We start from the raw sequence: 24,481 nt of genomic DNA, 5'->3' as shown, positions 1-24,481 counted from the left end.
GCCGCGAGCACCGGGTCCACGAGTGCCCGCTGCCGTGACGCCGACAGGGTGTCGTACGCCGCACGGACCCCGGCCGCCCACGTCCCCGAGCCGAGCGGCCGCTCGAGCAGGTCCACGGCCTCCACCGAAGCGACGTCGAACCCGAACGACACCCCGACGTCCGACGCCCGACCGCCCGAGGCCTCGTAGAGCCGCACGACGACGTCGCCGGAGCGGTCCTCGGCGAGCTTCACGGCCTCGACGAGCACCTGGGGCGAGGACACGACGACCAGCGGCGACACGTCGGCCGACCCCGACCCCGGCACGGACCGCACCGGCAGGTTGAGCCGGTACCCGGAGTCCGCCGCGTCGAGCACGGACTCCCCGACGCGCAGCACCGTCCGGAAGACGTGGTGCCCCTGGTCGGCGTGCGGGTCCGGGAACGTCGGCGCGCGCAGCAGGGACTCCCGCACCAGCGTCGTCGTCCCGCCGTCGGCCCGGGTCGAGCGGGTGATGTCGTGCCCGTACGTGGAGTCGTTCGCCACCGCGACCCCGAAGCCGGGCTCTGCGACGTGCACCCACCGGTGCGCGGCGGTCTCGAAGCGCGCCATGTCCCACGATGTGTTCTGGTGCGTCGGCCGGTCGATGTGCCCGAACTGGATCTCGCTCGACGCGACGGACGCCCGGACGTCGAGCGGGAACGCGAGCTTGAGGAGCTTCTGCTGCTCGTGCCACTCGACCTCGGTCTCGACGTGCAGCTCCGGCTGCCCGGCGACGGCCGAGTACCGGGTGGTCACCGACGACGAGCCGAAGGGACGCGTCACGACGAGCGCATCGCCGACCACCTCGACGGAGGCCGCCGCCAGCACGGTCCCGCTGCGCTGGTAGGCGCGGTCGATGTCCCACGCCTCCCACTGGTTCGGGGTGTCGCGGAACACCGTGTACTGCGCGGCGGCAGCGCCGGGCGCGATCGCGTCGCGTCCGGTCGCGTGGTCGACGAACGACACGACGTGGCCCTCCGCGTCGACGGTCGCGGTGACGACACCGGTGTCGAGGACGAAGCGGTCACCGCTCCGGACGGGAGGCACGGCCTCCGTCTCCGACACGGCGGAACCACCCAGGGCGGTCACCCCGCCCGCTGCGACCGGCGAGGCGTTGAAGCGCACGACCGTCCCGTCATCGGCGCTGCCCCCGGTCCCGGCGGCACCCGGACCACGCGGAGCGTCGAGCGGCGCCCCACCGTCCCCGGCGAAGGCGGTCGCCGACGCCCCGACCCCGGCGAGCGCCGGCGCACCACCGCTCGCGAGCGCGGTCGTCGAGGCACCGATGAGGTCCTCGAGCACCTCCGCCACCCGGGCGTACTCGGCCTCGGCGTTCTCGTACACCCAGGCGATCGACGACCCCGGCAGGATGTCGTGGAACTGCTGCAGGAGCACGGTGTGCCAGACGGACTCGAGCTCGTCGTACGGGTACTCGGCACCGAGTCGCACGGCCGCGGTGGCCGCCCAGAGCTCGGCCTCGCGGAGCAGGTGCTCGGAGCGCCGGTTGCCCTGCTTCGTGCGGATCTGCGACGTGTAGGTGCCGCGGTGGAACTCGAGGTACATCTCCCCCGACCACACGGCGGGCTCCGGCAGGACGCGCTCGAGCTCCTCGAAGACCTGGGCGGGGGTGCCGAGGTCGACCCGCGGCGAGCCGTCGAGGTCGTGCTGGCGCCGTGCTGCCGCGACCATCTCGCGGGTGGGTCCGCCACCGCCGTCGCCGAACCCGTAGAGCAGCATCGACGTGTTCGCGACGCCGCGCTCCTTGTTCCCGCGCTCGCCGCGGTGCAGGTCGGCCGCCGAGACGTCCGAGTTGTAGGTGTCCGCCGGGGGCAGGTGCGTCAGGACGCGCGAGCCGTCGATGCCCTCCCAGTGGAAGGACGTGTGCGGGATGACGTTCGTCTCGTTCCACGAGGGCTTCTGCGTGACGAACCACTTCGACCCGGCGGCGCGGACGATCTGCGGCAGGGCTCCGGTGTAGCCGAACGAGTCGGGCAGCCAGGCCTCGGGGGTGTCGATGCCGAACTCCTCGAGGAAGAGCCGCTTGCCCGCGACGAACTGGCGGGCCAGGGCCTCACCGCCGGGCAGGTTCGTGTCCGACTCGACCCACATGCCCCCGACCGGGATCCACCGCCCCTCGGCGACGCGCTGCTTGAGGCGCGCCCAGATCGACGGGTAGCCGTCACGGATCCAGGCGTACTGCTGCGCCGACGAGCAGGCGAAGGTGAAGTCGGGGTCCTGGTCCATCAGGTCGAGCACGTTCGAGAACGTGCGCGCGCATTTGCGGATCGTCTCGCGGACGGGCCAGAGCCAGGCGGAGTCGATGTGGGCGTGCCCGACGGCGACGGCGCGCCCGGCGGACCCGGCCGCCCCCACGGCGAGCAGCGGCGCGAGCACCTCGCGGGTCGCGGCAGCGCTGCCGGCGACGTCGTCGGGGTCGAGGGCGTCCGCCGCACGTTCGAGCCCGCGCAGGATGTCCGCGCCCCGGGTGCCGTCGGTCGGCAGCTCGGCCATGAGTCCGCGGAGCACCCAGACGTCCTGCTGCAGCTCCCACACGGTGTCGTCCCGCTCGACGAGCTCCAGCGCGCGCAGGCGGTAGATCGGCTCGGTGCCGGCGGTGGTCTTCGAGCCGAGCGGGGTCGCCCCCTGGAAGTCGTCGCCGCCGATGTCCGGGTTCGCGGCGGCCTCGACGTAGACCTCGAACGTGCCGCCGGGGCGGACCTCGACGGGCACGGTGTCGTTCCGCGGTTCGATGCCCTTGATCGTGGAGCCGTCGGTGCGCCAGGCGAGCCCCTCGGCCTGGAACCCGGGCTGCCGCTTCGAGAAGCCGAGGTCCACCCGGAGCTCGACGGTGGTGCCGGGGTCGACGCCGAAGTCGTCCGGCACGGTGCCGCGGACGCGGAACCAGGTGGTCCCCCACGGCCGCGCTCCCCAGGCGTCACCGACGCGGAACGGCGTGTACTCGGCTGCGACGGCCTCGGCGAACGGCACCGGTTCGTCCGGTACCTGCCAGGCGTCGACGGTGACCGGCGCCGAGCGACGGTGCACGGCGGGGTCGATGCGGTCCCGGACGAGACGGGCGATCCGAGCTTCGACGAGGGGTTCGTCGTGGTGCATGGAGGTGGTTCCTTTCCAGCAGGGACGGTCGGGCGTGGTGCCCGGCGAGCGTGGGGCGCGGTCAGCCCTTGATGCCGCCGGCGAGGGCGTTGCCCCCACCGAGGCCGCGGGACACGAGCACGTAGAGGGCGATGACCGGCACGGAGTACACGATCGAGAACGCGGCGAGCTGCCCGTAGGCGACGGCCCCGTTCTGCCCGAAGAAGTTGAAGATGCTCACCGCGGCGGGCACCTTGTCGGGCGAGAGCAGCAGGACGAAGGGGACGAAGAAGTTCCCCCACGCCTGGATGAACACGAAGATGAACACGACGGCGATCCCCGGACGCATGAGCGGCACGACGATGCGCGTCAGCGTGGTGAACATCGAGGCGCCGTCCGTCCACGCCGCTTCCTCGAGCGAGATCGGCACCGAGTCCATGAAGTTCTTCGCCATCCAGATCGCCATCGGCAGGCTCGTGGCGGCGAGGAAGAAGATGCAGCCGTAGATGTTGTCGATGAGGTTGAGCGACACGAACAGCGCGTAGACGGGCACCATCATCGCGGTGATGGGCAGGCCGGTGCCGAACAGGATGCTGTACAGGAACGGCTTGTTGACCCGCATCTTGTACCGGGACAGCGGGTACGCGGCGAGGAGCGCCGCGACGACCGTCACCACCGCGGTGCCGCCGGAGAGCAGCAGGCTGTTCGCGAGCGGGATGAACGACAGCTCCGGGGTGAGCACCTGGGTGAAGTTGTCGAGCGTGAACTGCGACGGGATCTTCACGGACAGCGAGGCCTGGGCGTCGACGGAGGCGAGCACGAGCCAGAGCAGCGGCACCGCGAAGCACACGGCGATGACGAGCAGGACGATGTTCGACACCCAGCGGAGGGTGCGCCCCCGCGGAGAGGTCATGTGCAGGGCGCCCGGCGCGGTGACGGACCGGGTGGTGTCGGACACGGGACGGTCAGCGGTGAGGGCCATGGTCAGTCCACCTCCGGCTTCAGTGCCTTGATGTAGATGATCGAGAAGACCGCCCCCACCACGAGCAGGATGGTCGCGATCGCGGTCCCGAAGCCGAGCTGCGAGAACTGGAACGCCTCCTGGTACGCCAGGATCGGCAGGGTCGACGAGTTGGTGCCGGGTCCGCCGCCCGTCATCACGAAGATGAGGGTGAAGACCGACAGCGTCTGCAGTGTCGTGAGCATGAGGTTCGTCGAGATGGACCGACGGATCACCGGCAGCGTGATGTAGACGAGGCGCTGCCAGCCGGTGGCGCCGTCGACCTCGGCGGACTCGGTGATCTCCTCGGGGACCTCCTGCACGGCCGCCGAGTAGACGAGCATCGAGAACGCGGTACCGCGCCAGACGTTCGCCAGGATGACCGCGATCATCGGGTACGTGTAGAGCCAGTTCGGCCCGCTGATCCCGATGGAGGCGAGGAACGAGTTGAGCGTGCCCTCGTCGTGGAAGAAGGCGTACGCGGCGAACGAGGCGACGATCTCCGGCAGGACCCATGCCGCGACGACGAACGTGCCGACGACCGCGCGGACGACCTTGTTCGCGCTGCGCATGAGGAGCGCGAGACCGAGACCGAGCACGTTCTGCCCGACGACGGCGGATGCGAGCAGGAACACGATCGTCAGGACGACGGACTTCGGGAAGTCCGGGTCCTGGAACAGCTCGACGTAGTTCTGGAACCCGACGAACTGCTGGTTCGCGGCGTCGACGCCGGTCAGGGCCGCGTTGGTGAACGACCCGTAGAACGACGAGATGACCGGCCCGAGCAGGAAGATGACGAGGAGGACCACGGCGGGCAGGAGCGGGACGACCCGCGTCGCGTTCCGGAGGGGCCGCCGATTGCGCGGCACGGGTGGTTCGGTGCGCTTCGGCGCGCCGGGTGCCGACAGCGTCGGCGCGAGAGGGGTGCTGGACACGTGGATGCCTTCCGGGTGCGGAGGGGTTCCGAAGGTGGGGTGGGTCGGACGGGAGGCGCGGTGCAGGGGTGATCCGCGCCTCCCGTCCGTCAGACGGTCACGTCACTGACCGGCAGCGACGGTGCCGTCCTTGCCGACGACGCCCTCGACGGCCTTGTCGTAGACGGCTGCGGCCTCGGACGGCGACTGCTGGCCGGTCATGACGGACTCCATCGCGACCTGGATGGCGTTCGACACCTGCGCGTACTCGCTCGTCGCCGGGCGGAAGTTGGTGTGCTCCACCAAGCCGGAGAAGAACTCGAACGTGGGGTTGGCGCCGGTGTACTCCGGGTCCTCGGCGACGTCCTTGCGGACGGCGATCTGGCTGTTCTCGGCGTCGTACTTGATGGAGCCGTCCTTGTCGAGGAACATCGTGATGAAGTCGAACGCGGCCTGCGGGTCCTTCGACTTCGCACCGACCGAGAGCGTCCACCCGCCGGACATCGAGTTGTACCCGGGCTCCTGGCCGTTCTGGGTCGGGAAGGGCGCCTGCCCCATCACGTCGTTCCACTCCTTCCACGGAGCGGTGCCCGTCTCGAGCCACGTGCCCGACTGCCACGAGCCGTCGAGGTCGATGGCGAGCTTGCCCTCGGGCAGCCACGTCTGCGTGATCGTGGTGCCGATGTTCGTGTCGAGCGCCTGCTGCGGGGTGGGGCCGAGGTCGCCCTGGTAGACGTCCTCGATGAACTGCAGCGAGTCCTCGAACTGCTTCGACCCGACGACCCACTTGCCGTCCTGGTAGAGCGTGTTGCCGTCACCGTCCGCGCCGTAGAGCAGCATCTCGAAGCCCTGCATGGTCGAGGCCTCGCCCTGTGCCTTGCCGGAGTAGATGTTGAACGGGATGACGTCCGGGTCCTGCTCCTTGATGGTCTTCGCCGCTGCGAGCACGTCGTCCCAGGTCTTCGGCTCCCACGGGACCGGCAGGCCGACCTTCTCGAAGATGTCCTTGTTGTACCAGAGCGCGCGGGTGTCGGTGCCCATCGGGACGCCGTAGATCTTGCCGTCCTCGCCCTCGCCGGCCTGCTTGGCGTTGTCGTAGAACTGGTCCCACTCGTCCCACTTCTCCGTGTACTGGTCGATCGGCAGCAGGTACCCGGCGTCGGCGTCCGCCTTGATGCGGAAGGTGTCCTCGTAGATGACGTCGGGGGCGGTCGCGGGGGCGCGGTTCATGAGGGCGAGCTTCGTGGCGTAGTCGTCCTCCTGCGCCTGGATCGGGACGAGCTCGACCTTCTTGCCGGGGTTGGCCTTCTCGTACTCCTGCTTGACGACCTTCATCTGGGCGTCGAGCTGCTGGAAGGCACCGAACTTCTGGTAGGCGATCTTGATCGTGTCGCTCGAGGCAGAGCCCGAGCTGGAACAACCCGCCAGCCCGACCGCGGCTGCTGCCACGGCTGCGAGTCCGGCGATGATTCGGGTGCGGCGTTTCATCGGTGCTCCTTTGCACGGGATGTCCGCGGGCTCCGTCACCCGCGCGCAGGATTAGTACAACGGATGGACTTATTCGTGTCAAGCACTTTCCGTCACGGGTCGGCAACGGCCCCCCGGGCGCGGGGTGGTCCCGTGCGCGCCGGGGCCCGCGGCGTCCGCGCGGGCTCGAAGCTGTCGCGCGTGCCCGGTCGGAACGGGCGTACCTGGTCGGAACGGGCGTACCTGGTCTGCCGGAACGACCAGGTACGCCCGGAAGCGCCAGGCATCGCGGGCGTCAGGGGAAGGAACGGGCGCCCGAGCATCGCGGGCGTCAGGGGGAGGAACGGGCGCCCGGCGTCGCGCGCGGGCGGTGCCGCCGGGTCAGGCGATGGGGGTGGCGCCCCCGGTCACCGTGATGCCGCCGGACTCGGGCACGTCGACGAGCAGCACGCTCGGACGCCCGACGTGTCGACCCTGCCGGATCACCACGCGTGCCCCGGGCGACACCGCGCCGACCGCGCGCAGGTACGCACCGGTCGAAGCCGCCGCCGAGCCCGTCGCCGGGTCCTCGGTGATCCGGCCGGCGGGGAAGAGGTTCCGCGCCTCGAACTCGAGCGGACCCGTCCGGTGCAGGACGGTGACGGTGCCCTCCCACCCGTACTCCCGCTTGAGTGCGGCGAGCGCGGCGGGGTCGAAGCGGAACTGGTGGAAGAGCTCCACGTCGGCGAGCACGACCACGGGGTGCCGGTTGCCGGCGGAGGACTCGAGCACGGGGAACCCCTCGGCGACGTCACCGTCGACGAGCCCGAGCACGGCGGCGAGCCGCTCCCACCGTGCGGGATCGATCGGACGGGTCGACGGCTCGACGCTCGTCATCGCGACCTGGACACTGCCGTCGGGTGCGGTCGTGGCGTCGACCGCGATGTCCCCCGCGGCCGTCGAGAAGACCCGTGCCCCGGTCCCCTCGCGCTCGGCGAGCACGACGGCGGTGGCGACGGTGGCGTGTCCGCAGAAGGGGACCTCGGCGGCCGGCGAGAAGTAGCGCACCCGGGCGCCGTCCGGCGTCCGCGCGACCACGAAGGCGGTCTCCGGGTACGCCACCTCCTGCGCGACCGCGAGCATCTCGTCGTCGGTCATCCCCTCGGCGTCGAGCACGATCCCCGCGGGGTTGCCGCCCCCTGGCTCGGCGGCGAAGGCGGTGTAGCGGAGGACCTCGGAGCGCATCCCCCGACGCTACCGCGGAGGCACCGACGCCGTCGCGGTGCTGGGACGCCATCGCGGAGGCACCGACGCCCCCGCGCGGGACACCGACGCCCCCGCCGTCCGGTGGGACGACGGGGGCGTCGGTCGGGTCGTGCAGCGTCAGGCCGGCGAGCCGACCGTCCGACGACGGCGCGCCACGAGGACACCCGCACCGGCTGCCAGGAGCAGGAGCGCCGCGGCGATCCCACCGCCCAGCTCGGCACCGGTGAACGCGAGCGACCCCGTCGCGGGGTCGATCGTGATCCCGGTCCACCCGAGCACCGTGCCGTCGAACGCGGCCACCGCGATGCGGTGCTGCCCTGCCGGGACGTCGGTGGGGACGGCCACCGTCACCGTGCCGTCCGCGGCGACGACCGGCGTCCCGAGGAGTCGTGGCTCGGAGAACAGCCAGACCGCGACGCGCTCCCCGGCGTACCGCGTCCCGACGTCGATCGTCAGCGAGCTGCCCGCACGGACGTTCGACGGCGCGGAGACCGAGCCACGGTTCCCGTCGACGAGCGCCGAGACGCCCGGCGCGACCGGAGCCGCGGGCGCCGCCGGCCCCGGAGCCGTCGGGCCAGGAGTCGTCGGGCCAGGAGTCGTCGGGCCAGGAGTCGTCGGGACCGGGGCCGGGCTGCTGCCACCCGCGCCCGGAGCCGGGGTGCTGCCGCCGCCGTCACCCGGCGCGGGCGTCTCCCCGCCACCGGGCGCAGGCGCCTGCCCGTCACCCGGCGCAGGCGCCTCCCCGTCACCCGGCGCAGGAATCCCGCCATCGCCGTCACCCGGCTCCTCCACCGCGTCGCACGGGTACGTCCCGGTGCGCAGCGAAGCGCCGTTCGTGTCGTTGTCGTCGGCGTAGAAGGTCGCCCGAGCACCGTCCACGCAGCGCCCCGAGATCGCGAAGCCCTCGTTGGCGAGCGTCCGGTCGGCGTTCGCCGGGGCCTCGTACAGCGTCGCGAGCGTGAACGCCCCGTCCTGCACGTCGAACAGCGCGGTGCGGCCGGAGCACGCCTCGTCGCACACGACCCAGAGCGCGTCGAGCGTCGGGTCGAACTGCACCTCGGCCACGAGCGAGAACGGCGCCGCGATCGTGGCCACGCGCTGGGACGAGCCGTCGTCCATCAGCGCGTAGGCGTACACGCTCGCCGTGCCCTCGACGCCGACGAGGAAGAGTCCCTCGCCGTGCCCCGGGTACGCGGCGGGCGCGTAGGTCGCACCGGTGTGCTGGTCGACGAACCCGCGGGACGTCAGCCACGCGTCGGGCACCCAGGTCACGCCCTCGAGCCCGGCGTTCGCGCCCAGGCCCGGGAAGTCCGCGGCGAGGTCCCACTCGTCCGTGGCGCGCAGGACCGACTCGGAGCCGTCCGTGGTCGCGAAGCGCAGCACGGCGGGGCGGCTCACCTTCGACACGTCGTTGTCGCGCTCGGTCGACACGTACACCGCGCCGGGGTCGTCGGCCGTGACGGTGACGCCCTCGGCGTCGGGCGTCCCGGTGCCGTCGGCGTACCGCAGGTCGACGCCCGCGGTGTTCGTCGGCGCCCAGCCGCCCCGGCCGTCCGGGACGAGGTGGTAAAGCAGCCCGTCCCCGTTCTGCACGGCCCAGAGCTGCCCGTCCTGCGAGGAGGCGGAGGACGTCCAGTCGAGGCCGCTCAGGTCACCGGTGAAGGTGTCCTCGGCGTCCAGGACGGTCTCGTCCGGGCCGCCGGGCCACGCCTCGGCGGTGACGACGCCGGCGAAGCGGTTCGTCGAGCCCTTCGTCGGCTCGGCCGTCTCGGCGAACGCGCCGGTGCCGTCGGGGTTCCGGCCGTACGTGGTCGCGGCGTGCGCGGTCCACGAGTACTCGTCGACCAGGACGCCGCGGGCGTCCGAGAGCCGCACACGGTCGGCCTTCCCGAGCCCGAAGCCGAACCCGGCCCCGGCCCCGGTCCCGGTCCCGGTCCCGGCCCCCGGAGCGGTACCGGAGTCCGCACCGGCCTGCGCCTCGTCGAGCACGGTGAACCCGCCCGGCGCGACGGTGGTGCCGGCGGGGACCGTCCAGGCGTGGTCGTCCTCGCTGTCCCGCAGCACGTACCCGCCGAGGTCGACCGTGGTCGTCCCGACGTTCGTCAGCTCCACCCAGTCACCCGGGGTGCCGCCCTGCGACTCGACCTCGTTGATGCGGACGGGCGACGAGCAGTCGTTCGGTCCGCCCTTCGTCGACGCGGTCGTGTCCACGAGCGTGCCGGAGCCGTCCGGGCAGCTGCCGTACGTCACGGCGGCGTGCGTCGTCCACGCGTACCGCAGCGTCAGCGTGCCGGAGGCGTCGTACAGCCGCACCGAGTCGGCACCGCCGAGCCCGAAGTCGAAGCCCGACCGGGTGGTGGTCTCCTGGTCGACGACGAGGTACCCGCCGGCGGCGATCGTCGAGCCCTGCGGCAGCGTGTACGCCGTGTGCGACGAGTCGGAGTCGAGGAAGCGCCAGCCGCTCAGGTCGATCGCGGCGGACGAGGTGTTCACCAGCTCGACCCAGTCGGTGTCGTCGGCGTTCGACTCCACCTCGTTGATCGCGAGCCCGGTGGCGGGGCCGGTGGTGACGCGGGCGCCGACGGTCGGGTCGTCGTCACCGACCGCGGCGACGGCGGGGGTCGCGGTCAGCACGCCGGCGGCGAGGGCGATGCCCGTCGCGAGGCCGGCACCGAGCCGCAGGGCGGGGGTGTGCATGCAGGGTCCTTCTCGGGGAGGTCAGGGGGACCTGCACGACTGTTCAGCATCCCGGCGTCCGGCCGGTGGCTGCCGGGTGAACGACCGGTGCCGCGTCCTCCCAGCAGGCGTCAGGAGGATGGGAGCGACCACGCGAGCGCGTTCGGTCGGAGAGGGAACCGTGACGGACGACACCAGCAACACCGCACTGCAGTCGATGATCGAGCGTGCCGGGCAGATCACCGCCGAGGAGGCCGAGGCGCTCGACGTCGTCTGGAAGGCCGACGAGCAGATCGTGGTGCCGGAGGCGAGCGCCTCGCTCGCGATCCAGGGCGGCGCCGACGGCCGGATGGTGACGAACGCCGACCTGCTGGCCGCGTGGAAGCACGCACTCGACGCCGCCGGCGAGGCCGGTCGCGTCGACGAGATCGAGGCGGCGCAGGAGGCCGGCAAGGCCGTCAAGCACGGCGGTGCACACCTCCGCGACCGCGCCGGGGCCGAGGAAGCGGTCCGCTCGGCGGTCCTCGCCACCGGCGTCCGCGACCTCCTGACGGACGAGGAGTACGACACGCTGACGGCGGCGTGGCGGAGGGTGCTCGGCGCGGCCTGACGGGACGTCGTCGGACGGGAGGCGCGGGGCGGACCGTCACCGCGCCTCCCGGTCGACGGACGACCGGACGGGAGGCGCGGGGCGGGCACGACCGGGGCCTCCCGTCCGGCACGCGGTCACCGGCGGGTCGTCGGCCAGCCGCTCCTGTCGACCCGCGTCGACGGGTCAGCGGCGGATGAGCAGCGCGCTCGCGCGCGGTGACAGCGCCGCGTCGAGCACGAGGCACGCGGCGCCGACGGCCGCCACGTCCGCACCCCGCCCGCTGTCCACGACCGCGATCGGGTGCTTCGGGACGAGCAGCGGCGACCCCGTGATCGCGGCCCGCGCCGCCGGCAGGGCGACCGGGGCGATGCGCGACCAGAACGGTCCACCGAAGACCACGCGGTCGACGTCGAGCAGGTTGACGATGACCACGACGGCCCGGCCCATGACGGTGCCGGCGTCGGCCGCGAGTCCCGAGGCGACCTCGTCGCCGGACGCGATCGCCTCGCCGAGGGAGTCCCAGGCCCGCTGCACGGCGGTGACGTCGTCCGCCCGAGCAGCGCCGGGCAGCCGGAGCCCGCGGTCCCGCGCGACCTCGACCAGCCGTGCCGGGGCGACCGCGGCCCCGACCTCACCCCGCGGACCGGAGCCGTCGGGGGTCCCCGCGAGCGCCCCCTGGTCGACCATGATGTGCCCGGCGTCGCCCGCGTTCGAGCCGGTACCGCGGACGGGTTCGTGGTCGACGACGAGCCCGACGCCGAAGCCCGTCCCGAAGTAGACGAAGGCGAAGTTCCGCGCCGAGGACTCCCCCGCCAGGAACATCTCGCCGACGACCGCCGCGGTGACGTCCTTCTCGAGCAGCACCGGGAAGCCGGTCGCCTCGGCGAGGGCGTCGCGCAGCGGCACGTCCCGCCAGCGGGGCAGGAACGGCGGGTCGAGCACGACGCCGGCGTCGACGTCGATCGGCCCGGGGCTCGCGATGCCGACGCCGAGCACGCTCTCCGCCGCGACACCGGCGTCCGCGACGAGGCCGTCGACGGCGGTCGCGATGGTCCGGACGACCTCGGCGGGGTCGTCCGCGGAGGGCGTCGACGTGGTGGTCTCGGCGACCACGCTGCCGGCGAGGTCGAGGAGCACGTACGTCACGACCGCGGGGTCGACGTGCACACCGACCGCGTACCGACTCGTCGCCTCGAGCCGCAGGATCGTCCGGGGCTTCCCACGGCCGGCGACCACGGTGCCGGACTCGACGATCATGCCGGCCTCGATCAGGAAGCGCGTGACGTTCGACACCGTCTGGGCGCTCAGGCCCGTGCTCCCGGCGAGCTCCACACGGCTCAGCCCGTCGGGCGAGCGGCGGACGGCGTCGAGCACGACGGTGCGGTTGAAGCCGCCGATCGACGGCAGGTTCGCCCCGCGCCGATGCTCCGCCATGCCGCGACCCTACCGCCGCCCGTGCGCACGCAACGGTGCTGCAACGCTTCGCACGTCGTCCTGGCACCCGGACGGGGTGCACCGCTACCCTGAGCGGCATGACGGACCTCCGCCTCGAAGCCCTCTCCGCGTCGACCGCCGCCGCGGCCAACTCGCTGACGCTCAAGCCCGGGCAGGAGCAGTTCGTCCAGCCGACGACGTACGGCGTCGCCGAGTCCGACGTGAAGCCGAGCTCGGCGTGGACCCGCGTGGTGCTCGACGGTGACCGCGTGGTCGGGATGATCATCGGCACCTTCGACGAGGACAACAACGAGGAAGAGCTCCGCAGCGCGATCTGGCGCGTCAACGTCGCCGCCGACGCGCAGGGCCGCGGTGTCGGCCGCTTCGCGGTGCACGGTCTCGCGGACGAGGCCCGGAGCCGCGGGTTCGAGCGGATCACGGTCGTGTACGAGCCGGGCGGCCACGGCGGCCCCGAGGCGTTCTTCCGCGCCCTCGGGTTCGAGGTCGTGCGTGAGACGCAGTACGGCGACCACTACGCCGTCCTCGCGCTCTGACCGGGCGTGGACAGAGCCGAGTCCGGACCCGAGCCGGACTCCGGGGCCGAGCCGGACTTCGGGGCCGCCGTCGCCGAGGTGGTCCGGCTGATCCCGGCGGGACACGTCATGACGTACGGCGACGTCGCCGCCGTCCTCGGGTCGCGGGCCGCTCGCGCCGTCGGCACGGTGATGGCCCGCGAGGGCGCCGACCTGCCGTGGTGGCGCGTGGTGCGCGCCGGCGGCCTGCCGCCCGTCCGGCACGAGGCGCGGGCCCTCGAGCACTACCGTGCCGAGGGCACGCCGCTCGTGGAGCGGTCGTCGGCGTCGTCGGCGTCGTCGGGCTCGTCGGCCTGGAGGATCGACGTGCGTCGGGCGCGCTGGTCACCCGCCACGGACGCCGACGACCCGTTCTGAGCGCTCAGTCGAAGCGCGAGCCCTTCGGGTTCGGCGGCAGCAGGAACATCACCAGCAGCACGAGCGAGCCGATGCCGACGACCACGTGCAGGAACTGCCAGAAGCCGGACAGGTTCGCGTCGTGCAGCCGACGGGCACCGAGGGCGAGCGACCCGATCAGTGTGGCCAGGCCCCAGAGCACGAACAGGTACGAGCCGACCGGGTTCTCGAGCACCGGGGTCCCGGGCGTGAACACCTGCGGGACGAGCTGGAGCACGAGCCCGATCACGGACGACGTCAGCCACCACCACCAGGCCTCGGAGCGGGAGGCCCGTCCGGTGAACACGGTGTACTTCCGCCAGAACCGTCGGACCGCCTCGGCGAAGGGTGCCCCGTAGAAGGGGTCGCGCAGGGCGACGCCGCCGGGCTGCACGCTGTCGTTGCTCATGGAGTCAGCAAACCACGTGCAGCCCGGTCCGTCAGACGAGCGAGTCCCGCCAGGCGGCGTGCAGCTGGGCGAACCGCCCGGTCCCCGCGATCAGGTCGTCCGGCGTGCCGTCCTCGACGATCCGCCCGTACTCCATCACGAGCACCCGGTGGGCGATCGCGACGGTCGACAGGCGGTGCGCGATGATCACGGCGGTGCGGTCCGCGAGCAGGGTCTCGAGGCCCTCCTGCACGAGCCGCTCGGACGGGATGTCCAGCGACGCCGTGGCCTCGTCGAGGATGAGCACCTTCGGGTCGGCGATGAACGCCCGGGCGAACGACAGGAGCTGCCGCTGCCCGGCCGACACCCGGCCACCGCGCTTGTTCACGTCGGTGTCGTACCCGTCGGGCAGGGCCTCGATGAACGCGTCCGCCCCGACCGCCTCCGCCGCGCGCACGATCTCGTCCCGCGTCGCCCCGGGCTTGCCGAGCGCGATGTTGTCCGCGACGGAGCCGGAGAACAGGTACGCCTCCTGCGTGACCATGACGATCGCGCGGCGCATGTCCTTCGGGTCGATGTCCCGCAGGTCCACGCCGTCGAGCCGCACGGAACCCTTCGACGGGTCGTAGAACCGCGCCATGAGCTTCGCGAGCGTCGACTTCCCGGCACCGGTCGACCCGACGAGCGCGATGGTCTGCCCCGCCGGGATGTGCAGGTCGAACTCGGGGAGCACGACCTTCTCGGCGTTGTAGGCGAACTCGACGTCGTCGAAGTCCATCGCGCCGGTGGCGTCCGGCAGCCGCACGGGCTTCGCGGGGTCGGGCACCGACGGGCGTTCCTCGAGGACGCCGGAGATCTTCTCCATCGCCGCCGAGGCCGACTGGTACCCGTTGTAGAACATCGCGAGCTCCTGCGCCGGGTCGAAGAACCGCTTGGCGTACAGCGCGACCGCGAGCAGCGCGCCGACCTCGAGCGAGCCCCCCACGATCCGGAAGCCGCCGACGATGACGACGGCCGCGAGCGTGGCGTTGCCGATGAGGACGAGCACCGGGTCGAAGGTCCCGAACAGGTTGAACACCTTCGTGTTCGCCACCCGGTAGTCCTCGACGTAGCCGCCGTACTCGTCGCGGTTGCGGGACTCCTTCCGGAACGCCTGCACCGCCCGGATGCCGGTCATGGTCTCGACGAAGTGCACGATGACGCGCGCCGAGGTCACACGGGTGGCCCGGAACAGGGTCTGCGAGTTCGTCTGGAACCAGCGGATCAGGAACCACAGCGGCACGAGCGACACCGCGAGCACGAGCCCGGAGGTCGGGTCGAGCAGCACGAGCGCGATGCCCGTGAACACCATGTAGAGCACGCCCTGGATGAGCTGGTTCAGGCCGGAGTCGAGCAGTTCGCGGATCGAGTCCAGGTCGCTCGTCTGGCGGGAGATGATCCGGCCGGACGTGTACGTCTCGTGGAACTCGAGCGACAGCCGCTGGGTGTGCAGGAACACGCGCTTCCGCAGGTCGAACAGGATCGCCTGGCTGATCCGCGCCGCGAGCACGGTGTACCAGGCGGTGAGGACCGCGCCGAGCACCGCGACGACGATGTACGTCGCCACGACGCCGAACGCCGGTACCCAGTCGTTCTGGTCCATCACCCGGGGCAGGGCGTTGTCGATGCCCCACGCGATGAGCGCGGGACCCGCGACGGTGCCCGCGGTGGAGACCACCACGACGACGCCGAGCAGCACGAGGCGTGCCTTCAGCGGAGCCGCGAGCGACCCGAGCAGGGCGAGGGAGCGACGCCGCAGGCGCTTGCTCTCCGCCTTGCTGAAGTCCTCGCGCTCCTCGCCGCGCACGCCGAGCGTGGTGACCGCGGCGGTGACGGGGCCGGCCGCCTTCGTGTCCGCGACGTCGTCGAGGACGGGATCGGGGCCTCCCGGCCCGGCTGCCGTGTCCACGGGCGGTACCTGGTCCTGCTGGCTCATGCCATCGCCTCCTCTCGGGCGGGTGCGTCGTCCTCGTCGAGCGAGGAGATGACGTAGCGGTAGTGCTCGTTGGTGGCCATCAGCTCCGAGTGGGTGCCGACGGCGGTGATGCGTCCGCCCTCCATGAGCGCCACCCGGTCGGCGAGCGTCACGGTCGAGGGGCGGTGGGCGACGATGAGCGACGTGGTGTCGGCCAGCACGCGGCGGAGCCCGGCCTCGACCCGCGCCTCGGTGTCGACGTCGAGCGCCGACAGCGGGTCGTCGAGCACCAGGACCGACGGCCGCGCGGCGATCGCGCGGGCGAGCGCCAGACGCTGCCGCTGGCCGCCGGAAAGCGACAGCCCTTCCTCGCCGACGCGGGTGTCGACGCCCTCGGGCAGGTCGTCGACGAAGGACGCCTGCGCGATGTCGAGCGCCTCGCGCATGATGCGCTCGGCCTCGTCGCCGGACAGGTCCGGGCGACCGAGCAGCACGTTGTCGCGGACGCTCGTCGAGAACAGCGTGGCGTCCTCGAAGGCGACACCGACGTGCCGACGGAGGTCCGCGCGGGTGAGGTCGCGGACGTCGACGCCGTCGATCGTGATCGAGCCGCCGGTCACGTCGTACAGCCGCGGCACCAGGGACAGCAGCGTCGTCTTGCCGCTGCCGGTCAGGCCGACGAGCGCCATGGTCTCGCCCGGGTGCAGCTGCAGCTCGACGCCGTCCACCAGGTCCGGGTACTCGTCCGTCGCGTCCTGGTACCGGAAGTGCACGGCGTTGAACGACAGTGCACCGTGCGGCTCGTCGATGGTCCTCGGTGACGCCGGGTCCTGGATCGTGTTCTCGGAGTCCATGACCTCGAAGAACCGGTCGACCGCGGTCCGGGTGTCGAACGTCATCGACAGGAAGAACCCGATCGACTCGATCGGGAACCGCAGCACGGTCGCCGTCGCGAAGAACGCGAACAGCTGTCCGACCGTCAGCTCGCCCTGCGACGCCAGCCAGATGCCGGCGAGCAGGCACAGCGCGAACGCGACGTCCGGCACGAGCAGCAGCCACAGCCAGATGCTCGCGATGGCCTTCGCCTTCTCGATCTCGGTGCCGCGGAGCGCCTCGGCCTGCTCACTGAACTCGTCGAGCTTGAAGCGACCGCGGCCGAACGCCTTGAGCACGCGGATGCCGTGCACCGACTGCTCGACGCTCGTGGCGAGGTCGCCGACCTGGTCCTGGCTGCGCCGCGCGACGACGGAGTACTTCCGCTCGAACAGCAGGCCGTTGATCCACAGCGGGATCGACGCCACGAGGAAGATCAGTCCGAGCAGCCACCCGAAGGTGAACAGCACGACGAAGCCGACGGCGATCGTGACGATGTTCACCACGAGCAGCACGACGCCGAACGCCAGCCATCGGCGGATGAGCGACAGGTCGGACACCGAACGGGACAGCAGCTGCCCGGACTCCCAGCGGTCGTGGAAGGCCACCGGCAGGTCCTGGAGCTTGGCGTAGAGCGCGTTGCGCATGCTCGTCTCGATGCGCGTCGACGGGCGCATCACGAGCCGTCGGCGGGATGCGATGAAGAAGGCCTCGAGGGCGCCGAGTGCGAGCACGCCGAGTCCGGCGGGCCAGATGAGCGCGGCGTCGCGCGAGGACAGCGGTCCGTCGACGAGCCACTGGAGCACGTACGGGATCACCAGGGCGACGAGCGAGGCGCCCATCGCCGCGGCCATGCCGCCGAACAGTCGCCAGCGGTACGGCCTGACGTAGGGCCAGATGCGCCCGATGGCGCGCAGGGTCGAGGGGCGGTCGGTGGAGGGGGTCGCCTGGTCGGGCGTTGTGGACATGCGGTTGCGTCCTCGTGCGTCGTGCGGCGTCCGCTCGGTCGGGTCGTCCGGCCCGCCGACGGGTCGCGTCGGTGGGTGGCGGTCCGGCCGGGAGGCGCGGCGTGGCAGTGCGGTGGTCGTCGGCCGGGCGCGTGGTCGCGCGCCGTCGCCGCCACTCGCGTGACGTCGACCGGGCCGGAGGGCACCGGGGACACGGGTCCCCGGGTTCTCAGCAGGTGGTCCGCGCTCGCCGACGGTGTCGTCGGGCGCGAGGCCGTGGGAGGGGCCTGGCTAGACGGCGGCCGCGCCCGGGTACCGGAGCGGCGGTGCCGTCCGGGTCCGGGGTCGCGGGGCGGGAGTGGTCCCCACGAGGGACACGAGACCCGTCCGGGCAGCCGTCGCCACTGTTCCGGTCGTCGCGTCCATCGTCACTCCAGTCGTCGTCTTCGTCACCGTTGTGTCCGCGGGCACGGCCGATCCGGTTGCGATCGTCCGGTGCGGTGCGGAGCCTTACAGACTATTCACAGTCGCAGGTGTTGCGCAATGGTCTCGGCGTTGTTGGACGCCGTCGATCCGAGCGCGTAACGGTGTCCGGCGACCGGTGTTCGGTGTTCGGTGACTCAGTGGAAGAAGTGACGCTCGCCGGTGAAGTACATGGTCACGCCGGCCGCCTGCGCCGCCGCGATGACCTCGTCGTCACGGACGCTGCCGCCCGGCTGCGCGACGGCACGGACACCGGCGTCGAGCAGGACCTGCAGGCCGTCGGCGAACGGGAAGAACGCGTCCGACGCCGCGACGCTGCCACGGGCACGCTCCCCGGCGCGGTCCACCGCGAGGTGGCAGGAGTCCACCCGGTTGACCTGACCCATACCGACGCCGACGCTCGCGCCCTGGTCGGCGAGCAGGATGGCGTTCGACTTCACGGCGCGGCTGGCCTTCCACGCGAACGCCAGGTCGGCGAGGGTCGCGGCGTCGGCGGGCTCGCCGGACACCAGCGTCCAGGTGGACTGGTCGAACGCGGTGAAGCGGTCGGCGTCCTGCACGAGGAAGCCGCCGGAGACCTGCTTGACCTCACGGGTCGCGAGCGCGAAGTCCGACGGCAGCGTGAGGAGCCGGATGTTCTTCTTCTGCGAGAGGATCTCGAGCGCCTCGGGGTCGAAGGCCGGGGCCACGACGACCTCGGTGAAGATGTCGCGCACGGTCTCGGCCATCTGCTTCGTGACCGGGCGGTTCGCGGCGATGACCCCGCCGAAGGCCGACAGCGGGTCGCAGGCGTGCGCGGCGGCGTGCGCCGAGGCGATCGGGTCGACCGCGTCGGCCGGGGCGGTGGCGATGCCGCACGGGTTGGCGTGCTTGATGATCGCGACGGCGGGGGTGTCGAAGTCGTACGCGGCCCGGACGGCGGCGTCGGCGTCGACGTAGTTGTTGTACGACATCTCCTTGCCGTGCAGCTGCGTCGCCTGGGCGATGCCCGCTCCGCCGGAGGTCGTGTAGAGCGCGGCGGCCTGGTGCGCGTTCTCGCCGTAGCGGAGCGTCGCGGTCAGCCCGGCCTCGAGCCGGAGCGTCTCGTCGAACGAGCCGGGCGTCTCGAGGTCGCCTGTCACCGTGGGAGCGGCGGCCTGGGCGGCGACGTGTGCCGCGTCCTGCCCGACGACGTCGGTCGCGAAGTACGACGCGACGGCGGCGTCGTAGGACGCCGTGTGGGCGAAGGCCTGGGCGGCGAGGCGCTTCCGGAGTTCGAGCGTGGTGCCCCCGGCGCGGACGGCCTCGACGACCTCGGCGTAGGACGACGGCGACACGACGATCGCGACGTTCGGGTGGTTCTTCGCCGAGGCGCGGACCATCGCCGGTCCGCCGATGTCGACGTTCTCCACCACGGTCGCGGCCTCGGCACCCGAGGCGACGGTCTCGACGAAGGGGTACAGGTTGACGACGACGAGCTCGAACGCCGCGATGCCGAGCTCGGCGAGCTGCTGCTCGTGCGACTCGAGGCGCAGGTCGGCGAGGAGCCCCGCGTGCACGGCAGGGTGCAGGGTCTTGACGCGGCCGTCCAGCGACTCCGGGAACCCGGTCACGCTCGACACGTCGGTGACGGCGTACCCGGCGTCGCGGATCGTCTGCGCCGTGCTGCCCGTCGAGACGAGCTCCACGCCCGCGTCGGCCAGGGCGCCGGCGAGCTCGAGCAGGCCGGACTTGTCGCTCACCGAGATGAGCGCGCGCCGCACGGGGACGACGTCGCGGTGGCGGTAGAGGCTGGGGTCGGCGGCGTGCACGCTCATGCGCTCGGGGTGCCCTTCAGGTCGGTGGTGCCGTTGGCGATGTCGAGGATGGTCTGGATGAGCAGGCGGCGCTCGACCGGCTTGATGCGGTCGTGCAGCGTCGACTCGGAGTCGTCCGGCAGCACCGGGATCCGCTCCTGCGCCAGGATCGGGCCGGTGTCCACGCCGTCGTCGACCTGGATCACGCTGGCGCCGGTCTGCTCGACGCCGGCGGCCAGGGCGTCACGGACCCCGTGTGCGCCGGGGAACTCGGGCAGGTACGCGGGGTGGGTGTTGATGATCGCGGGGGCGAACTCGGACACGACGGCGTGCGGGAGCAGGCGCATCAGGCCGGAGAGCACGAGGAGGTCCGGCGACCACGGCCGGATCTGGGCGGCGAGCTCGGCGCCCCACTCGTCGCGCGAGGCGAAGCGGGAGAACGGCACCGAGAAGGTCGGGACCCCGAACTCCTCGCCCAGCGCCAGGCCCTCGGCATCGCGGTCCGCCCCGATCGCGACCACGCGGGCGGGGTACTCGGCGTCGGTCGTCGCCTCGAGCAGGGCTCGGAGGTTCGAGCCGGTACCGGAGATCAGGACGACCAGTTCGAGCACGGTGACCAGCCTAGCGGCGGACGACCGCCCCGCCGATCGCCAGCAGCGGGAGCGCCTGCGCTGTCGCGGACCCCGGGGCGCAGCCGTAGACGACCAGCTGCAGCCCCGGCGACCCCTGCACGGCGAAGGTGTGCGCGTCGAACTCCAGCCCACCGACCTCCCCGTGCACGAACCGCTTGGTCGTCACGGCCTTCCGCTGCACCCGCTGCGCACTCCAGCGTTCCTCGAACTCGTCGCTGCGTCCGCGCACCTCCGCCACGACCGCCAGGAGGCCGGGGTCGGCTCCGTGCTCGGCGGTCGCGGCGCGCAGACTGGCGACGGTCGAGTCCGCGGTCCTCGACCAGTCCACGTGGAAGTCGCGAGCAACCGGATCGGTGAAGGTCATCCGGACGAGGTTGTCGAACCGGGCGAACGGTGCGTGGACGCCGCGGGCGAGGGCATTCGCTGCGAGGACGTCGTGGGCCGGGTCGATCACGAACGCCGGGTGCGCGGACCACGAGTCGAGGAGCTGACCGAGAGCCGGTGAGACCGAGCCGGGTGCGCGGGACCGCCGCGGCGGCGGGACGAGCCCGGCGAGGGTGAAGAGGTGGTCGCGCTCGTCGCCCTCCAGCTCGAGCCCGTCGGCGATGCCGTCGAGCACCGCCGACCCGGGGCTGATCTCGCGCCCCTGTTCGAGGCGCGTGTAGTAGTCGACGCTGAGGCCACCCAGCACCGCCACCTCCTCTCGCCGGAGGCCGGCCACGCGGCGGAGCCCGCCGGAGGGCAGGCCGAGCGCCTCCGGGGAGAGACGACCGCGGATCGCCCGCAGGTACGCGCCCAGGGCAAGGTCGGCAGAGGACGACGGCACGCTGACAGGGTAGTTCCGACGGCGACCGCCTCCCTGGTCGTGGCACACCCCGGAACGACCCGGCACGGGAAGCCCTGCACACGAGACGGACGCTGGCTCCGTGAACGACGACACTCCCACCACCCCCCACCCCTACCTCGGCCTCTGGGTCACGGAGGACGGCCGCGTCCGTCACGAGCTCCGCACCGGAGGCCGGTACGTCGAGGCCCGCGGTGACCGCGAGGCCGCGTACACCGGCGGCTACGAGGTCGCCGGAGCCCACGTCGAGTACCGGGACGACACCGGCTTCACCGCGGACGGCGACTTCCGCGACGACGTCCTGCACCACGGCGGCATGGTGCTGCGACGCCGGAAGATCGTGCTCGTCACAGGTGCCTCCAGCGGTATCGGCAGGGCGACCGCGCTCCGGCTCGCCTCGGCCGGTCACCCCGTCGTCCTGGGGGCTCGCCGGGTCGACCGTCTCGAATCCCTCGTGACGGAGATCGAGGGCGCGGGCGGCCAGGCCCTGGCGGTACCGACGGACGTCACCGACCTCGCCTCCACACAAGCGTTCGCCGACGCGGCCACCGCACGGTTCGGGCGCATCGACGTGGTGGTCGCGAACGCCGGCGTGATGCCGCTCTCGCCCCTGTCCTCCGGGCTCGTCGAGCAGTGGGACCAGATGATCGACGTCAACGTGCGCGGGCTCCTGCACAGCATCGCGGCGACCCTCCCGACGATGCTCGCGCAGGGCGCCGGCCACTTCGTGACGATGGCGTCGATCGGTGCCCACAGCGTCACGCCGACAGCGGCCGTCTACTGCGGCACGAAGTACGCGGCACGGGCGATCACCGAGGGCCTCCGCCTGGAGTCGCCCCGAGGAATCCGGGTGACGACGATCTCACCGGGCGTGACCGAGTCGGAGCTGGCCTCTACGATCACCGACGCGACGGCCGCCGCCGCGATGGATGCCTACCGCGCCGACTCCGTCTCCGCCGACGCCATCGCCCGCGCCGTGGAGTACGCCGTGGCCGAGCGCCCCGACGTGGACGTCAACGAGATCGTCGTGCGGCCCGCGGCGCAGCGCTGACCGGTCCGACGGCGCGCGGCCGAGGAGCGCTAGGCGTCGTGCTTCGGACGGCGCCACCAGGGCAGCTCGTCCTCGGCGATCTGGTCGGTCTGGTCCCAGCGGGTGCCACCGGACGCGGGCGCTGCCGGTGCGCTCGTCGCCGGGGTGGGCTCGTCGGCGTCGTCACGGCCGGCGACGAACTCCTCGGTGCTCCACGGGAAGGCGGGCTGCTGCTCGGTGCCGGGCGCGTGCGGGAGCGTCTCGTCAGCCGGTCGCGGTCCGTCGTCCCTCGTGCCGCCCGCGCCGGTCCCGCCCACGCGGCCGCGGAGGACGCCGGCACGGTCGCGCAGGTCGCCGGCACGCGCGCGGACGTCGTCGGCGGCGCCACGGAGCCGGTCCCGCAGTCCGCTGATGCCGCTGCGGGCGGGGGCGGCCGGCGCGGGAGCGACCCGCTCGGCGGCGACCGCGTCGGTCCGCGCCCAGTCCGGCAGCGGCACGTCGTCCGGTTCCGCGACGGGTGTGCGACGGGCGACGACGGGCTCGTGCTCGTGCTCGTGCTCGGGCTCGGGCTTCTGCGACGCGACGGGCTCGCGCCCGCCGTCGTGCGCTGCGTCGGTGTCGGTGTCGGTGTCGGCGATCGGCTCCGTCGGGTGGTCGTCCGATGCGGCCGCGGCAGCACCCGACGACGGCACGGCAGCACGGGTCGACGAGTCGTGGGCCTCCTCGACGGTGAACCGGTGGGACGCGGAGGCGCGCCCGGCACCGGCCTCGTCGAGTGCGGCGACGAGCGAGCCGGCGCGGGCGTCGTCGGCAGCGTCCTCGTCGGCCTCGATCCAGCGCTCGCGGCCTCGGGAGCGCTCGGGCAGCCGCACGAGGTCGCTCCCCACGGCGAGCGCCACCGCCGCCGGCACGCCGACCTCGAGGGCCGCGAACACGCCGACGAGCAGGCCGTCCGGCCCGGCCTGGGTGAGTCGGCCCGGGCCGAGGGACCCCGACGTGAGCGCCGTGGCCACCCCGGTCAGCACGCCCGCCACGACACCGGTGGCCGCTCCGGCGAGCGCTCGGCGGAGCGGGCTGTCCGACGAGCCGAGCGCGCGCACGAGCCCGGGGCGCATCAGTCCGGCCACGACGAACCCGGCGACGACGGGCACGAGCACCCCGAGCAGGCCGAAGGTGTGGCCGGAGGCGGGCAGGGCGCCGAAGACCGGGATCCCGGGGATGGGGCCGAGGACCGTGCCGATCGGCGAGACGTTCGACCCGGTGCCGATGGCGAACCCGGGACCGACGAGCCACGCGACGGCCCACCCGACCAGGTCGGGCAGGAACGCGAGCTGGCCGACGGTGAGCGCGATGCCGCCGATGACCCCGGCATGCGAACGCTCGTACAGGGCGATGACCTCGGCGAACGAGGTGACGAGCAGGAGGGCGACGACCACCCCGGCGGCCGCGACCACGACGGCGGTCACCGCGGTGCCAGCTCGGAGGGCGAAGCCGGCGGTGGTGCGCCACAGCACGGGCACCCGGCCGACCTGGTCGAGCAACCGGGCGGTCAGCGGGTCCGCCGGCAGCCCGCGGCGGATGCGGCAGACCTCGGCGGTCACGAGTGCGGGGACGGCGAACCAGAGCGCCGGGAACACGATCGCCTGCCAGACGACCGGGTCGGTCGCGGCGGAGGTGGACGAGAACGCGATGGCGAGTCCGAGCAGGGCCACGCCCGCGGTCCCGACGAGCAGACCCGTCGTGCGGTGCTCCGTCTCGGCGAACCGCCGACCGGCCCGACCTCCGAGCCAGGCCGTGACGACCGCGAAGCCGAGGGCCGCGAGCGTCACGTGGATGGGGTCGCCCGCACCCACGATGCCGGACGCGCCGGCCGTGGCCGTCCCGAGGTGGAACGTGACGTCCACGCCGTGTCCGACGAGCCAGACGCTGCCCGCGGCCTTCCAGAAGACGTCCCAGTCGATCTGCAGCCCGTACTCGAAGCCCCAGAGCAGCGTCAGCGGCACGAGGGCGATCCCGACGCCGACGCCGACCGTCACGATCGCCTCGACGGCGGCCAGCAGTGCGGTTCCCAGGCGGTTCATCGTGGTCAGGGTACGTGCCGTCCCGCGGTCACCGAGCGAGCCGCGCGGCACCTGTGGAGACTGGC

The 24,481-nt window shown here is 72.7% G+C and carries 18 protein-coding genes; 4 read left to right on the top strand and 14 right to left on the bottom strand.

Annotated elements, in window-relative coordinates:
* From ACH0A8_RS07200 to ACH0A8_RS07175, 6 genes are all read right to left on the bottom strand, one after another.
* Nucleotides 1-3,134, bottom strand: a 3,134-nt coding sequence (locus ACH0A8_RS07200; RefSeq protein ID WP_406906881.1) for an alpha-mannosidase, incomplete at its 3' end; no start/stop codon positions are given.
* A 61-nt stretch (nucleotides 3,135-3,195) separates the two neighbouring features.
* Nucleotides 3,196-4,095, bottom strand: coding sequence for a carbohydrate ABC transporter permease (locus ACH0A8_RS07195; RefSeq protein ID WP_081985110.1), 900 nt, complete (start codon nucleotides 4,093-4,095; stop codon nucleotides 3,196-3,198).
* A 2-nt stretch (nucleotides 4,096-4,097) separates the two neighbouring features.
* Nucleotides 4,098-5,048 carry a carbohydrate ABC transporter permease gene (locus ACH0A8_RS07190; RefSeq protein WP_406906880.1) on the bottom strand — a complete coding sequence of 317 codons (951 nt, stop codon included), beginning with the start codon at nucleotides 5,046-5,048 and terminating at the stop codon, nucleotides 4,098-4,100.
* Between the two features lie 102 nt (nucleotides 5,049-5,150).
* Nucleotides 5,151-6,515: an extracellular solute-binding protein gene (locus ACH0A8_RS07185; RefSeq protein ID WP_066656825.1), complete on the bottom strand. Its 1,365-nt coding sequence runs from the start codon at nucleotides 6,513-6,515 to the stop codon at nucleotides 5,151-5,153.
* Nucleotides 6,516-6,875: 360 nt separating this feature from the next.
* Nucleotides 6,876-7,718 (bottom strand): PhzF family phenazine biosynthesis protein, encoded by an 843-nt coding sequence (locus ACH0A8_RS07180; protein WP_271826388.1) that lies wholly within the window; start codon nucleotides 7,716-7,718, stop codon nucleotides 6,876-6,878.
* A gap of 138 nt (nucleotides 7,719-7,856) precedes the next feature.
* Nucleotides 7,857-10,436, bottom strand: coding sequence for a lamin tail domain-containing protein (locus tag ACH0A8_RS07175; protein WP_406906879.1), 2,580 nt, complete (start codon nucleotides 10,434-10,436; stop codon nucleotides 7,857-7,859).
* Between the two features lie 160 nt (nucleotides 10,437-10,596).
* On the opposite strand from ACH0A8_RS07175, the gene ACH0A8_RS07170 reads away from it, so the two are divergent.
* Nucleotides 10,597-11,025: a hypothetical protein gene (locus ACH0A8_RS07170; RefSeq protein ID WP_209685343.1), complete on the top strand. Its 429-nt coding sequence runs from the start codon at nucleotides 10,597-10,599 to the stop codon at nucleotides 11,023-11,025.
* A 165-nt stretch (nucleotides 11,026-11,190) separates the two neighbouring features.
* Here ACH0A8_RS07170 and ACH0A8_RS07165 read toward each other — a convergent pair whose 3' ends face one another.
* Complete coding sequence (locus ACH0A8_RS07165; RefSeq protein ID WP_406906878.1) at nucleotides 11,191-12,441, bottom strand: ROK family protein; 1,251 nt, start codon at nucleotides 12,439-12,441, stop codon at nucleotides 11,191-11,193.
* 98 nt (nucleotides 12,442-12,539) lie between these two features.
* On the opposite strand from ACH0A8_RS07165, the gene ACH0A8_RS07160 reads away from it, so the two are divergent.
* Both ACH0A8_RS07160 and ACH0A8_RS07155 read left to right on the top strand, forming a co-directional pair.
* Complete coding sequence (locus ACH0A8_RS07160; RefSeq protein ID WP_406906877.1) at nucleotides 12,540-12,995, top strand: GNAT family N-acetyltransferase; 456 nt, start codon at nucleotides 12,540-12,542, stop codon at nucleotides 12,993-12,995.
* A gap of 6 nt (nucleotides 12,996-13,001) precedes the next feature.
* Nucleotides 13,002-13,391, top strand: coding sequence for an MGMT family protein (locus ACH0A8_RS07155; protein ID WP_406906876.1), 390 nt, complete (start codon nucleotides 13,002-13,004; stop codon nucleotides 13,389-13,391).
* Nucleotides 13,392-13,395: 4 nt separating this feature from the next.
* Here the strand turns inward: ACH0A8_RS07155 and ACH0A8_RS07150 are convergent, their stop codons facing one another.
* From ACH0A8_RS07150 to ACH0A8_RS07125, 6 genes are all read right to left on the bottom strand, one after another.
* A complete protein-coding gene (locus ACH0A8_RS07150) occupies nucleotides 13,396-13,818 on the bottom strand; it encodes a DUF805 domain-containing protein (protein WP_209685342.1) in 423 nt (140 codons plus the stop codon).
* A 31-nt stretch (nucleotides 13,819-13,849) separates the two neighbouring features.
* The gene (locus ACH0A8_RS07145; protein WP_251155227.1) at nucleotides 13,850-15,772 is read right to left on the bottom strand and encodes an ABC transporter ATP-binding protein; all 1,923 of its coding nucleotides are present in this window, start codon (nucleotides 15,770-15,772) and stop codon (nucleotides 13,850-13,852) included.
* Nucleotides 15,769-17,592, bottom strand: a complete 1,824-nt coding sequence (locus ACH0A8_RS07140) for an ABC transporter ATP-binding protein (RefSeq protein WP_251155226.1) — start codon at nucleotides 17,590-17,592, stop codon at nucleotides 15,769-15,771. Before ACH0A8_RS07140 ends, ACH0A8_RS07145 begins: the two co-directional genes overlap by 4 nt.
* Nucleotides 17,593-18,191: 599 nt before the next feature.
* Nucleotides 18,192-19,850, bottom strand: coding sequence for a bifunctional phosphoribosylaminoimidazolecarboxamide formyltransferase/IMP cyclohydrolase (purH, locus tag ACH0A8_RS07135; protein WP_311206397.1), 1,659 nt, complete (start codon nucleotides 19,848-19,850; stop codon nucleotides 18,192-18,194).
* Nucleotides 19,847-20,440 (bottom strand): phosphoribosylglycinamide formyltransferase, encoded by a 594-nt coding sequence (purN, locus tag ACH0A8_RS07130; protein ID WP_251155224.1) that lies wholly within the window; start codon nucleotides 20,438-20,440, stop codon nucleotides 19,847-19,849. The genes purH and purN overlap by 4 nt, the downstream gene beginning before the upstream one ends.
* Before the next feature lie 10 nt (nucleotides 20,441-20,450).
* Nucleotides 20,451-21,287 (bottom strand): helix-turn-helix transcriptional regulator, encoded by an 837-nt coding sequence (locus ACH0A8_RS07125; RefSeq protein WP_066656850.1) that lies wholly within the window; start codon nucleotides 21,285-21,287, stop codon nucleotides 20,451-20,453.
* 100 nt (nucleotides 21,288-21,387) lie between these two features.
* On the opposite strand from ACH0A8_RS07125, the gene ACH0A8_RS07120 reads away from it, so the two are divergent.
* Nucleotides 21,388-22,356 carry an SDR family NAD(P)-dependent oxidoreductase gene (locus ACH0A8_RS07120; RefSeq protein WP_209685335.1) on the top strand — a complete coding sequence of 323 codons (969 nt, stop codon included), beginning with the start codon at nucleotides 21,388-21,390 and terminating at the stop codon, nucleotides 22,354-22,356.
* A 29-nt stretch (nucleotides 22,357-22,385) separates the two neighbouring features.
* On the opposite strand, the gene ACH0A8_RS07115 is transcribed toward ACH0A8_RS07120, so the two are convergent.
* Nucleotides 22,386-24,416 (bottom strand): DUF6350 family protein, encoded by a 2,031-nt coding sequence (locus tag ACH0A8_RS07115; protein ID WP_406906875.1) that lies wholly within the window; start codon nucleotides 24,414-24,416, stop codon nucleotides 22,386-22,388.
* Nucleotides 24,417-24,481: the final 65 nt, after the last annotated feature.

The organism is Curtobacterium sp. 179-B 9B NHS (genome assembly GCF_045370965.1).
Lineage (GTDB): Bacteria > Actinomycetota > Actinomycetes > Actinomycetales > Microbacteriaceae > Curtobacterium.
The sequence above is the reverse complement of the archived record's forward strand: the minus strand, read 5'-3'. Positions and strand labels throughout refer to the sequence as shown.

Coding starts and splice junctions, on each gene's coding strand:
- ACH0A8_RS07160 (WP_406906877.1), top strand. CDS start 12,540: ATGACGGACCTCCGCCTCGAAGCCCTCTCCGCGTCGACCGCCGCCGCG.
- ACH0A8_RS07195 (WP_081985110.1), bottom strand. CDS start 4,095: ATGGCCCTCACCGCTGACCGTCCCGTGTCCGACACCACCCGGTCCGTC.
- ACH0A8_RS07115 (WP_406906875.1), bottom strand. CDS start 24,416: ATGAACCGCCTGGGAACCGCACTGCTGGCCGCCGTCGAGGCGATCGTG.
- ACH0A8_RS07145 (WP_251155227.1), bottom strand. CDS start 15,772: ATGAGCCAGCAGGACCAGGTACCGCCCGTGGACACGGCAGCCGGGCCG.
- ACH0A8_RS07185 (WP_066656825.1), bottom strand. CDS start 6,515: ATGAAACGCCGCACCCGAATCATCGCCGGACTCGCAGCCGTGGCAGCA.
- ACH0A8_RS07175 (WP_406906879.1), bottom strand. CDS start 10,436: ATGCACACCCCCGCCCTGCGGCTCGGTGCCGGCCTCGCGACGGGCATC.
- ACH0A8_RS07150 (WP_209685342.1), bottom strand. CDS start 13,818: ATGAGCAACGACAGCGTGCAGCCCGGCGGCGTCGCCCTGCGCGACCCC.
- ACH0A8_RS07140 (WP_251155226.1), bottom strand. CDS start 17,592: ATGTCCACAACGCCCGACCAGGCGACCCCCTCCACCGACCGCCCCTCG.
- purH (WP_311206397.1), bottom strand. CDS start 19,850: ATGAGCGTGCACGCCGCCGACCCCAGCCTCTACCGCCACCGCGACGTC.
- ACH0A8_RS07165 (WP_406906878.1), bottom strand. CDS start 12,441: ATGGCGGAGCATCGGCGCGGGGCGAACCTGCCGTCGATCGGCGGCTTC.
- ACH0A8_RS07180 (WP_271826388.1), bottom strand. CDS start 7,718: ATGCGCTCCGAGGTCCTCCGCTACACCGCCTTCGCCGCCGAGCCAGGG.